This is a genomic window from Acidimicrobiales bacterium, assembly GCA_035294085.1.
Taxonomy (GTDB): Bacteria; Actinomycetota; Acidimicrobiia; order Acidimicrobiales; family Bog-793; genus DATGLP01.
The window spans coordinates 1-11845 of record DATGLP010000031.1; the positions used below are offsets into that span (position 1 = coordinate 1).

At 74.1% G+C, this 11845-nt stretch carries 13 protein-coding genes; all 13 read right to left on the reverse strand.

Annotation, left to right across the window (positions count from 1 at the left end):
• Nucleotides 1-189 (reverse strand): hypothetical protein (locus tag VKV23_11315; GenBank protein ID HLI16623.1); only part of this gene is annotated, 189 nt, incomplete at its 3' end.
• Between the two features lie 17 nt (nt 190-206).
• Nucleotides 207-689 carry a VOC family protein gene (locus tag VKV23_11320; protein ID HLI16624.1) on the reverse strand — a complete coding sequence of 161 codons (483 nt, stop codon included), beginning with the start codon at nt 687-689 and terminating at the stop codon, nt 207-209.
• A 184-nt stretch (nt 690-873) separates the two neighbouring features.
• Nucleotides 874-1641, reverse strand: a complete 768-nt coding sequence (locus VKV23_11325) for a sulfite exporter TauE/SafE family protein (GenBank protein ID HLI16625.1) — start codon at nt 1639-1641, stop codon at nt 874-876.
• A 15-nt stretch (nt 1642-1656) separates the two neighbouring features.
• Nucleotides 1657-2886: a cytochrome P450 gene (locus VKV23_11330; GenBank protein ID HLI16626.1), complete on the reverse strand. Its 1230-nt coding sequence runs from the start codon at nt 2884-2886 to the stop codon at nt 1657-1659.
• 94 nt (nt 2887-2980) lie between these two features.
• Complete coding sequence (locus VKV23_11335; GenBank protein HLI16627.1) at nt 2981-5203, reverse strand: N,N-dimethylformamidase beta subunit family domain-containing protein; 2223 nt, start codon at nt 5201-5203, stop codon at nt 2981-2983.
• Nucleotides 5196-5570, reverse strand: coding sequence for a hypothetical protein (locus tag VKV23_11340; protein ID HLI16628.1), 375 nt, complete (start codon nt 5568-5570; stop codon nt 5196-5198). The genes VKV23_11335 and VKV23_11340 overlap by 8 nt, the downstream gene beginning before the upstream one ends.
• A 59-nt stretch (nt 5571-5629) precedes the next feature.
• On the reverse strand, nt 5630-6802 hold the full coding sequence (locus VKV23_11345; protein ID HLI16629.1) for an amidohydrolase/deacetylase family metallohydrolase: 1173 nt from the start codon (nt 6800-6802) through the stop codon (nt 5630-5632).
• A 50-nt stretch (nt 6803-6852) separates the two neighbouring features.
• Entirely contained in the window at nt 6853-7698 is an 846-nt protein-coding gene (locus VKV23_11350) for a fumarylacetoacetate hydrolase family protein (protein ID HLI16630.1), read from the reverse strand.
• 1 nt (nt 7699) lies between these two features.
• Nucleotides 7700-8107, reverse strand: a complete 408-nt coding sequence (locus VKV23_11355; protein ID HLI16631.1) for a cupin domain-containing protein — start codon at nt 8105-8107, stop codon at nt 7700-7702.
• Nucleotides 8108-8213: 106 nt separating this feature from the next.
• Nucleotides 8214-9494, reverse strand: a complete 1281-nt coding sequence (locus tag VKV23_11360; protein ID HLI16632.1) for a M20/M25/M40 family metallo-hydrolase — start codon at nt 9492-9494, stop codon at nt 8214-8216.
• Nucleotides 9495-9500: 6 nt separating this feature from the next.
• Nucleotides 9501-10376: a VOC family protein gene (locus tag VKV23_11365; protein HLI16633.1), complete on the reverse strand. Its 876-nt coding sequence runs from the start codon at nt 10374-10376 to the stop codon at nt 9501-9503.
• Between the two features lie 40 nt (nt 10377-10416).
• Nucleotides 10417-10920 (reverse strand): aromatic-ring-hydroxylating dioxygenase subunit beta, encoded by a 504-nt coding sequence (locus tag VKV23_11370; protein ID HLI16634.1) that lies wholly within the window; start codon nt 10918-10920, stop codon nt 10417-10419.
• Nucleotides 10920-11845: SRPBCC family protein (locus VKV23_11375; GenBank protein HLI16635.1), on the reverse strand; the 926-nt coding region annotated here is incomplete at its 5' end. The genes VKV23_11375 and VKV23_11370, both read right to left, overlap by 1 nt.

Genomic DNA, 11845 nt, shown 5'->3' on the forward strand with positions numbered 1-11845 from the left:
GTTCGGCAGCTCGCTCGCGTGACCGAGGTAGAGCCAGCAGCGGTTCCAGATCTGCGAGCGCTCCCGATCGAAGACCGCCTGGCTGCGGAAGGCGTCGCGATGGACGCGGAAGATGCGCGCCTCGAGATCCTCGTCGATGAACGGGCTCTGGCGCCCGACGAGGGGCGCCGGCACGGCCACGGTCGCCACCTTGCCTCCTCCCGGGACTAGGACTCGCTCGAGCCCCACAGCTGCTGGATCGTGGAGTACACCTTCTGGTTCCAGGAGAACTCGATGACGTTCCCGTCGGGGTCGCGCGCCGCGCAGATGTAGCCGATGTGCTCTGCCATCTCACGCGGCTCCCAGTGGAGCACGCCCATCTGGCGCGCCCGCTCGGCGACGGCGTCGACGTCCTCCTTGTTCGGGAGCTCGATGCCGATGTGGGCGAAGGGGGCGAGCGTCGGGTGGGGCTTGCCCGGCTCGATCCCGAAGTTCGCCGCGGTCTTCGGCTTGAACTCCGAGATGACGAGGACGAAGGGCGTCTCCACCTGCTTGTCGTTCGACAGCCACGCGCCGTAGCCGTCCTCGGTCTCGTGGCGTGCCACGACGACGAGGGGCGTGAGCGTCGTGTAGAACTCGATCGCCCGCTCGAGGTTCGTCACGGGGATCGCGACATGGGTCCAACGGGGCTCAGTGAGCGTTCGCGCCATGGCGCTCCCTCCTCCTCGGCCACTCAGCTCCACGATCCGGCGGGCCGGGCCGGACCCCTCCGATGCCGGCGCGACCGGCAGGCCTCGCCCGGCGCGCGCCGCCGACCGCGGCACCGTACCAGCCGCCCGTCCGGTAGTCAAGCAGATTGCGGGACATGATCTTGTATTGCAAGACAGGCGCCCCTCACGCCCAGTAGCGAACCGCGACGGCGATGCCGAAGGCGACGACGAGCGCGCGCAGCAAGCCGGGCCGGGCGACGCGGGCGAAGCGGCCCCCGAGCGCGCCGCCGACGATGCCCGTGACCGCCATCACGGCGGCGAGCGACCACACGACGTGCCCGGAGAACGCGAGGAAGCAGCTCGCCACGAGGCTGATGACGAGGGAGAGCGCCTGCTTCAGCGCGTTGTTGCGCGCGAGCGTGTCCTCCGAGAACAGCCCGAGGATGGCGAGCAGCATGATGCCGAGGCCGGCGCCGAAGAACCCGCCGTAGACGGCGGCGAGGAACACGCCTGCCCACAGGCCGAGCTCTGGCGGCAGGCGATCCGCTCCCTCGTGCCGCGCCCGGCGTGCGAGCCGGGCGCGCAGGGCGTCCTGCACGACGAGGAGCCCGCACGACGCGAGCAGGAGGAACGGCACCGCAGCACGGAAGGCTCGCGCCGGGATCGAGACGAGGAGGAGCGAACCCGCCAGTCCGCCGAGCGCGGCGAGCACGGACAGCCGGCGCGCCCGGCGCAGCCGGCCCTCGAGGTCGGCCCGCTGCGCGAGGGAGCCGGCGAGGTACCCCGGGGTCAGAGCGACGATGTTCGTCACGTTCGCCCCGACGGCAGGCAGCCCCACCGCCTGCAGGGCCGGGAAGGAGATCAGCGTCCCACCGCCCGCGACGGCGTTGACGAGCCCGGCGAGCAGGCCGGCCCCGGCCGCGACGAGGTAGTGCGCGGCGCTCAGGGCCACCGCTCAGCCGGCGCCTCAGGCCGCGCTCGGGGCGCGGGTGCGCCGACCGGGCGTGAAGACCGCCGGCACGACGTCCCACCCCGTCTGGTTGCCGTGCGAGGGGTAGGCGACGAGGCGATCCGTCAGCACCCGGTAGTCGGGCAGCCGCGCGAGCACCTGGGTGATCATCTCCTGGAACATCGCCCGGGCGAGGTGCGAGCCGACGCAGCGGTGGATGCCGATGCCGAACGAGGCGTGTCGGTTCTTCGGCCGGTCGAGCTGGACCTCGTCGGGGTTCTCGAAGACCGTCTCGTCGAAGTTCGCCGCCACCCACGGCAGCAGGACGCGGTCCCCGACGTGCATCGGGCACCCGCCGACCTCGACGGGCCGGCGGACGGTGCGCGCCATCGACTGGGAGGGGGCGAAGACCCGCAGGAACTCCTCGGTCGCGCTCGGCAGCAGCTCCGGCTCGTCGATGAGGCGCTGGCGCGCCTCGGGGTGCTCCGAGAGCCACACGAGCGTCTGGCCGGTGAGCGAGGTCGTCGTGTCCATCCCCCCGCCGATGAGGAGCTTCACCATCGACAGGATCTCCTCGTCGCTGAGGGGTCGCCCGTCGATCTCCTGCGCACACAGGTAGCTCACGACGTCGTCGCGCGGCTCGCGCCGACGCGCGTCGACGAGGGCCTTGGTCTCCTGCATGATCCAGTCCATGCCCTCGATCCCGCGGCGCTCGCGCTCGGTGCCGGGAGCCGACCCGAAGACGTCGTGCACCGCCTGGGCGAAGCGCGCGTAGTACTCGGCCGGGAAGCCGAGCCAGTTCACCGTCAGCAGCGCCGGGACCGGGCTCGTGAGCTCGTTGATGAAGTCGCACTCCCCGCGCTCGATGAAGGCGTCGATCATCGCCGTCGTGTACTCGGCGATGCGCGGCTTCATCGCCTCGACGGCCGCGGGCGAGAGCAGGTAGTTGAGCATCCGCCGGTAGGGGACGGACTGCGGCGGGTCGAGCTCGATCGGGATCGACGTCTCGGAGTTCCACTGCGGGATGACGATCCCGCCGCGCCCGTCGGGGGTGCGGCCGGAGGAGAAGGTCTCGTCGTCGCGCGCGGCGCGGGCGATGTCCTCGTAGCGGCTCAGGATCCAGAAGCCGCCGTAGGTGTCGGTCCAGGCGACCGGGCAGCGCTGGCGCAGCTCCCGGTAGGCGGCGACGGCGGGGAAGTCGGGCGCGTGGTGGTCGAACTCGACCTTCGGCTGTCGCTCGTTGCTCATCTCGCACCTCCCGCAGGCTCGCCGACCAGGATACGTTGCGCGGCGCCGCCGTTCAACGAATCGCGACAGCGTCTCTCGAAGCGAGATAGGGCGCTCACGGGAGCGGCGCGGGGTCGAGGAAGCGCGCGAGCACGTTGCGGGTGATGCGCGCGATCGCGCCGTCGTGCTCGAGCGCGCCGCACCAGGCGATCGACCCGGTCGAGAACACGGCACCGCCGCCCGGCTTGACGAGGTAGACGACGTCCGCGCGGGCGTCGGGGTCGAGGAGGGCGCTCGTCCCGGCGACCGTGAAGGGGATCTCCTCGACGCAGCGCCGGTAGGACTCGTCGAGCCCCTCGCTCGTGGCGAGCACGAGCGCGTCGGGCGGGCTGCCGAGGCTCGCGTCGTAGCGGTCGAGCTCCTGGCCGACGGCGCCGCCGCCGATCGCGCCGGCGTGCCCGAACGTCTCGCCCTCGACGCCCGCGAAGATGAAGGCGACGCGCTCGTCGTAGCTGTCGGGCAGGCGGCGGTAGTAGCCGGAGACGTCGAAGCCCTGGCAGGCGTAGCCGACGCCGGTGAGCCGCTGCGGCGGCCGGCCGAGGTGCCGCCACATCCCGCCGAGCTCGCCGGTGAAGGCGAGGTGGACCTCGCCGGGGGCCGAGTCCCACGCCCGCGAGCCGGCGTGGCCCCGCCGCACCTCGATGACGTGCGGGCGCTCCCGGTCGAAGGCGATGCGCCAGTAGTAGCCGTTGGCGCCGATGTACACGAGGCGGCCGCCGCCGTCGAGGTAGCCCTCGAGGGCGTCGAGCATGCGTGTCGAGTAGTACTCCGGGTGCGTCCCGCTCACGACCGCCCGGTAGGGGGCGAGGAGGCGGGTGCCCTCGAGCTCGAGGTCCTCGTCGGTGGCGACGTCGTACGGGATCCCCTCCGCATCCAGCCACGACAGCAGGTTGAGGTCTGCCGGCAGCTGCCAGGGCCCGATGTGGTAGCGGTGCGTCGGGCGCATGTTGAGCAGCGGCCGAAGACGCGAGGAGTACGCGACGCCGCTCCCGTCGAGGTGGACGTCGTAGCAGGAGAGCCCCCACTCCCGGTGCTCGTGGAGGACGAGGTCGTCCTCGTAGAGCACCGGCGTCGCTCCCGCGACCGCCTGGCACAGCTGGCCGTCGCTCACCGGGTGGTCGTTCGCGTAGGCGAGGTAGCTCGCCGTCGGCACGAGGACGAGGAGGTCGGCGCTGGGCGCGCCCCGAGGGCGCACGAACACGGGGACCCGCTCGACGAGGCCCTCGCCCGCGAGCCGCACGGCGTAGGCGCCGGAGGGCAGGTCCGTGGGCAGCTCGACGCGCAGCGTCTCCTCCCAGCGGCAGTCGTCGAGGTCGTCGCTGTGGAAGTGGATCGCCCCGTACTGGCGCGGCGCCAGCCGGAAGTCCTGCTCGCGACCGTCCCAGGCGTGGCCGGTCACCGCGAGCATCGGCGTGTTGACGAGACGGCCCTCGAGGCTCGGATCCGGGCGCGCCGGGACGGCGACGCCCGACGCGCAGCCGCCGGCGAGCGCCTCCTCGAAGTCCCAGCGGGCGAGCAGGCGCCCGCCGAGCGCCTCGAGGTCGCCCGCCACCGCCGCGAGCAGCGCCTCGTCGAGCGGGCCCGCGGCGAGCGTCGGCGCCTCGAGCTTGCCGTCGAGGCACTCCGTCCACGCCGCCGGCGAGCCGTCCAGGCTCGCCGCGATGGCGAGCGGGGCCTCGAGGAGGCCGTCGAGCGGCGCGGGGGCACTCGACTCGGCGCGCGTCGCGACCACCGCGCTCGAGGGGGCGACCCGCCAGGAGGCGCTCGCCGGCAGCGGCTGCGCCTCCACGGCGAGCCCGCCAGCCGGGTCGAAGCGCGCCGCCACCGCGTACCACGCGCCGGCGACGAGCGGCGCGCCGGTGCGCGCCGAGCAGGCGCCGCCGGGCCCGTTCGCCTCGGCGAGCACGCGGCCCTCGGCATCCAGCCCGAGCCACCAGCGCGACGTGCCGTCGTCCTGGGCGAAGAGCGCCTGGCGGCGACCGAGGCGCGTCGGCATGAGCGCGCAGGCGGCGGCGAACGCGCCCGCCGGCCAGCGGCGGGCCGCACCCTCGACGACGACGCACGATCCCGGGCGCGTCACCTGCGGGCGCACGACGGCCTCGCCGAGGTCGGCCACGACCTGCTCGCGCACCTGCCCGGTGGCGTCGCACGCCCCGAGCCGCACGAGCTGCACGTCCGCCCGCAGCGTCGCGTGGGCAGCGGCCATCACCGTCACCACCTCACCGGCGCGGGCCGTGAGGCGGTCCGCGTACCCGGCGAGGTAGGGCCGCTCAGCCACCGCGGGAACCTCCGACGAGGCCCGCCTCCTCGAGGCGTCGCAGGAACAGGGCGTGGCGCGCCTCGTCCTCGCTGCGGTAGACGTCGCTGCCCACCGGCTCGTGCGGTTCGCCCTGGCGGCCCGAGAGGCGCACGACGCGCCACTCGCGGCCGGGGACGCTCGCCACGAGGGCGAGCTTGCCCGCGACGGGGGCCTGGCGGAGGAAGGCGAGGACCTCGGCGAGGGCGGGCGAGTGGTGGCCGACAGGCCGCCGCCGATGCTCCTCGATCAGCGCCTCGTCGACGAGTCCCGCGAGGTAGGCACGGATCCGGGCCTCCTGCAGGGCGCGCGCCGGCGCGCCGCGGTCACCGGCCTCACCGATGCGCACGACGCCTCGACGCGTCCTCGCACGAACCCCCGGCGCGCCGCGCCCGGCCGATGCGCCGGTCAGCTCGCCGAGGCGACCGCACCGCGCCAGGGCAGCGGCTCGACGGCCTCGCCGCCGACGACCGTCCAGCGCGGCTCGAGGCGATGCACCGGCCGCGTGTTGCCCGCGGCGTCGAAGAGCTCGTCCGCGGCCTCGAGGCGCTCGAAGACGCTGAGGTGCGCGGGCCCGCCGACCTCGAGCCGCCCGTAGCCCTCGTCCCACAGGCCGAGGAGCCGGGCGGGCGCCGCCGTCGCCCGCTCGAGGACGTCGTCGAGGTCCATGCCGAGCGCCACGAGCTTCGACATCGTGGTGAGCAGGTCGAAGACCGGGCCGTTCCAGTTGCGGTAGCTCGTGTCCGAGCAGACGACATCGGGGAGGAAGCCCTGCTCGATCGCGGGCCCCGCCACGAGGTAGCTGAAGTTGCTCTTGCCGTGGGCGCACTCGAAGCGCACGCCGCGCTCGCGGGCCTCGAGCACCGAGGGCCGCACCTTGCCGTCCTCGTCGAGGATGTTCTCCTCCTTGCCGGTGTAGCAGTGGGCGACGACGTCGCCGGGACGGAGCCGGGCGAGGATCTCGTCGAGGCTCGGCGCCGTCTCGCCGATGTGGACGAGCAGCGGCACCCCGGCGCGCTCGCCGACCGCCACCGCCTGCTCGAGCAGGGCCAGCGCCTCCGGCGCCCGGGTGCCGACCACGTCGGTCGACATCCGGATCTTGAGCCCCCGGACGACGTCGCGGTTCGCCGCCGCGGTCTCGACGGCGTCGTCGGCCACGAGCGTCGCCGGGTTGAGGAGCTCGCCGAAGCGGAAGTCGATGAGCCCGAGCACCGAGACGTTGAGGAAGCTGCAGATCCGCAGGCGGGTCGGCTCGACGACGAAGCGCCGGAAGGCGGCGAAGGTCGAGGCGCCGGCCGTCCCCGCGTCCGCCGCCGCCACGACGCCACGGCGCAGGTGGGCCTCGTCCGCCGGCGCGCCCACCTTCGAGACGGGCCAGAAGATGTGGGTGTGGCTGTCGACGAGGCCGGGCGAGACGTAGCACCCGCGGCAGTCGAGGACCGACCGGGCGCCGGCGGACAGACCCGTGTCGATGGCGACGATCCGCCCCGCGGCGACCGCGACGTCCGCCTCCGCGTCGAGCCCCGACGCGGGGTCCCGAACCCGGCCCCCGACGAGGACGAGGTCGTAGTCGTTTGCCATGTCACTCCTTCGTCGCTTCGGGCACGGCCCCCCAGCCGGTGCCCACCGGTTCACCCGCCCGAGCAGCCGACCCGTGCCAGCTCGGCGACCTCGCTGCGCAGCGGCTCGCGCCCACCGATCGACACCTCGACGACGTCGCCCGGGACGAGGTAGGCGCCGAGGTCCTCGCCGGTGCCCGCCGGGGTGCCCGTCAGGACGACGTCCCCGGGCCGCAGCACGACGTAGCGCGAGAGGAGCGCCAGCAGCTCGCCGACGGGCAGGATCATCCCGTCGGCCCGGTCGCGCTGGCGCAGCTCGCCGTTGACGTGGGTCTCGACGGTCACGGCGCCGAGGCCGCCGAGCTCGCTCGGCTCGAAGAACTCGCTCGCCAGCTGGCCGAAGCTCGGAAAGCTCTTCGCCAGCGTCGGGCTGCCGGTGTGGCGCATCACGTCGCGCGCCGTGACGTCGTTCGCGGCCGCGACCGCCGCGACCGCCGCTTCGGCGGCGCGCGCGTCGGCCTCGAACAGCGGCGCCCCGACCACGACGGCGATCTCGCCCTCGTAGTCCACGCAGCTCGGGGCGGCCTGCGGCACGACGACCGGCTCGCCGGGCTGCGCGAGCGCCGAGGGCGCCTTGGCGAACAGCACCGGGTGCTCGGGGAGCTTGCGTCCGGTGGCGCGCTGCTTCGAGTGGTAGTTGAGCCCGATCCCCCACACGGTCGCCGAGGAACCGACGAGGCTCGCGCGCGCGACCTGCTCGGAGGCCACGCGCTCGCGTGCGGGCGCGCGGGCGAGGTCGGCGAGCGTCCCGCCGGCCGCAAGGTGCGCGGCGAGGCTCGGCGCGTCGAGGGCGAGGAGCGCGACCGTCCCGTCCTCCTCGACCCGACCGATCCCCCCGGCGAGCGCGAGGTAGGCCACGTCAGCCCCCCCCGCCCGGGCTCGCCGGGGCGCTCGCGCCCGCCATCCAGGCGAGCAGGTGGCGGTAGTCGCTCCGGGCGGGCGCGAAGACGTCGAGGTTCTGCACCGGCTCCGCGCCCGCCGGCTCGATGTAGTGCTCCTCGCCCGCTGGGATGAGCAGGAGCGAGCCTGGCCCGACCTCGTGGCCGACCCCGGCGATGTGGTAGCGGGCCCGCCCCGAGAGGATGAGGGCGATCTGGTCGAAGCCCTCGTGGGTGTGCGGCGCCGGATCCATCTCCGGCGCGATCTCGTTCAGCACGAGGATGACGTCCTCGGTCCCGAAGGCGCGGCGCGTCACGCCCCGCCGTACCTGCTCGAACGGGATGCTGTCCCAGGTGGCGACGACTGCCCGCCTCGCGCTCGTGGTCATCCCGTCTCCCTCGTGGCTCCTGCGGCCGGGCCGGTCCCCCCGGTTCCGTCTCGTTTTGTGGGACCGCCTCTTGCCATGTAAGTCTCGTCGGGCGTCCGGGAGGGTGTCAAGCGTCGCCGGCCGCCTCGACGCCCGGCTCCAGGGCGTAGGCGAGGGCGACCGTCGCGTAGATGCGCGCCGCGTCGACGAGGTCGGCGAGGCGCAGCGCCTCGACCCCCGAAGGGTGCGCGACCGGCGTCGGCCCGACGCGCGCCGTCTCGATCCCGGCCGCCCGCAGCACCACGCCGTCGGTCGACCCGGTCCAGCGCTCGACGGGACGCGGCGGCACCTTGCGGACCTGCTCGTACGCGGCCCGCGCCAGCCGCACGATGCGCGCCCGGGGGTCGGTGCGCTGCGAGGGCGCCGCCTCGAGGACCTCGACCCGCACCGAGACCTCGGCGTGCCGGGCGCGCCCGAGGGCCTCGCGCACGGCCGCCTCCACCTCGCCGGCGAGCGTGCCCGCGTCGTCGCCCGGGGCGAGCACCGCGTAGGCGTACAGCTCCGCCAGCGCGCCGAAGAGATCCGGCTTGTACGGCAGCCCGGTGCACGCCGCGCCGACGCCGAGCTCCCGACCGGCCTGCGACCCGGCCGGCAGGTCCCGAGCGAGGAAGCGGGTGCGCGCCGCCTCGACGCCGGCGACCGCCGCGCCGAGCGCGGCGGGCACCCCCCCGTGGGCGAGGGCGGCCGTGCGGGACATGACGAGGCCACCGGGCCCGGCGAGCGAGACGACGAGGAAGGCGGCCCCGGGCTCCTCGTGGAGGACGGCCGGTGGGCCGGCCTTCGCCACGAGCGCCGCGCTCGGGCGCGCGCCGGCGAGGAAGCGGCGCACGCCGGCGCCCGCCCCGCCCGCGGGGACCCCCGGCGCGAAGCGCAGCGAGGCCGGCGCGGCGCGGTGGGTCCCCCCGGCGGCGAGCAGCAGCGTCGCACCCCCGGGCGCGTCGCGGAGCAGGGGCGCCGCCGCCGCGAAGCCGAGGAGCGCGGCGACGGCGGGACCCTTCGCCACCGCGACGCCGCGCCCGACGAGCAGGTCGCCCTCGCGCGCGAGGCCGGTGCCCGGGTCCTCGGGCGCGGCGAACCGGTCGAGCACCGGGTCGCCCGAGAGCGAGGTGTCGAGGTGGCTGTAGAGGAGCAGGCGGCCCCCTCGCCCCGTTCCGACCTCGGCGACGAGGTTCGCGCGCCCGGGGGCGAAGCGCTCGAGCCGCACGGTCGCGCCCGGGCAGCGCTCGACGAGGTGCTGCGCGAGGTGCTCGGCGAGGGCCTCCTCGGCGCCGGCCGGGCTCGGGATCGCCATCGCCTCCCCGAGGAGCGCCTCCAGCTCCCCGGCGTCGACCGCCCGCTCGGGCAGCACCACGTGCTAGGTGAGCCCCCAGTCGTCGGCGGCCGCCCGCCACACGTCGATGTTGCGGGGGTCGGCCGACATGCGCCTCGGCACGTGGGTCTCGTGCTGCTCGGGGGTGAACACGACGTGGCCGTCGCACAGCTCGATCGGCGGCCCGAACCTCGGGACCTCCATGTAGAAGGCGATCGAGCGAGACGCCGAGTGGTTGACGAGCCCCGACGGGCACGGGATCTTCTTGTAGCGAGCCTTGGCGAAGCCGCGCATCACGTGGTCGAAGCTCTTCATCATGAAGCAGATGTGCGCCACCTCGACCTTGTCGGCGAGGCGCAGGGCGATCGAGTGGTGGTAGCGGTCCTCGCCGCGCAGGAAGGCGCTCCGGAAGGCGATGAAGTCCGAGGGGAGGAAGCCGAGCACCTCGGTGTAGAAGGCGAGCGACTTCTCGAACTCCGGCGTCCCGAGGAAGGGGTGGACGATGTCGACGGGCCGGATCTCGACGAAGGGGGGCTCGGCGAAGACCTGGAACTCGTGGACGAACTCGAGCCGGATGCCGTTCGGGTCGGTCGTCGCGAAGCCGTCCGTGATGACCGGGCGCATCGCGTCGTCGATCGGGAGTACGGGGTAGCCCGCGCCGGTGAGCCGGGACCTCAGGTCCTCGAGATGCTCGGCGCTCTCCGCGCTGAAGCCGAGGGCGAGCACCTCCATCTCCGACAGCGAGCGGTCCTCGCGCAGCTCGATGCAGTGGTGGTCGATGTCGGCCCGGAGCGTCACCCGGCCCGGCTCGACGTCGACCGGGGTGAGGCCGACGACGTACTCGTAGAACTCCTGCGCCGGCGCGAGCTCGGGCACCGCGATCCGGGCGTACTCGAATCCGTAGGGGGCTCTCGGCCTCATGTCCCCGCCTCCCTCCGCCAGCGCTCGGCGGTCCGTCCGTCTACAAGATGAAGCTGAGGCGCGTCCCCGGGCGCACGGCCTCGGTGAGCAGCACCGCCCGCCGCAGCGCGAACCGGAGGCGGCCGTCCACGAGCACGAGGCGGTGCTCGTAGCGGCCGACGTAGGGGTCGAGCAGCCCGTCGCGCATCCGGTGCACGATGAAGTTCGCCCGCACCGCGAGCTCGTCGCCCTCGAGTGCGAGCCGGACGTTGGAGATCAGCCGGTGGGTGTGCGAGGGGGGGTTCTCGGCGTGCGCGTTCTTGCTCTTCATGCGCGTGATGCGCGCCTGCAGCAGGTCCCAGTCGTCGGCGATGAAGTACTGCGCCTCCCGGCCGGAGTGCCCGTCCACGTCGAAGGTGGGCACCTCGTAGCGCGCCCCCGGCACGAAGAGCGCGAGCCAGTCGTCCCAGCGCCAGGCCGACAGGAGCTCGGCCTCGTCGTAGAGGAACTCCTCGACGACCGGCCGCGTCACCTCGTCGAGCGCGGCCAAGGTAGCGATCGCCATCACACCTCCTGCGTGCCCGTCACGAGCCCGTTCCAGCGGCGCCAGAAGTGGCGCACGCGGCCCTCGTCGATCGTCCGCACCGGGCCGCCCTCCGCCTCGAGCGCGATCCCACGCGAGACGTCGTTCCAGTCGACCCCCCGGCGCGGGTCCCCCGCCGTCGCCTCGATGGCGCGCTGGATCGCCTCCTGGGCCTCGAGGTCGTCGGGCGTCGCGAGGCCGCCGGGACCGATGAAGCTCGCCAGGATCTTCAGCCGCAGGTCGGTGGCCTCCGGGGGCTCGTCGCGGGGCGCCAGCGCGAAGGCGGAGATCTCCGTCAGGTTCGGCGCGACCGGCTCGAGCAGGCGGATCGAGATCCCCTCGATGTCGAACAGCAGCAGGTTCGGGAACATGAAGAGCGTGCGGCTGTAGTCGGCGATGAGCGAGGCGCGCTCGCGGTCCAGCCGGGCGAAGAGCGCCTGGCGGTTCGCCTCGATGCGGGCCCGCTCGGCCTCGCCGAAGCGGGGCTCCCAGTCGAACCCCACCCGCCCCGAGTGGCCGTTCTGGATCCCGACGACGTGGCCCCGGTCCAGCTTGAGTCCGCGCCCGCCCTCGTCGGAGGTGGTGAAGCCGGTGGACTTCAGGTACTCGAGGAAGGTGATGTGGCTCGGCGAGAAGTGGTAGCCGTCCATCGCGTTCTCGACGCCGAGCTTCCAGTTGGCGCGCGAGAAGTAGCGCTGGGTCCCCGGCAGGACGCGCATCCCAGCCGGCGAGTGGTCGGCGACGAGCCCGAGGTAGTAGGCGGCGTCCCCGAGGTACTCGGCGAGCGGCGGCGCCTGCTCGTTGAAGGTGATGAAGACGAAGTCGTGGAGGATCTCGAGGCCGGCCACCGGCCGCAGCCCGAGGCGCTCGCGAAAGCCGGAGTCGCTCGGGTAGGCGTCGGGCGAGG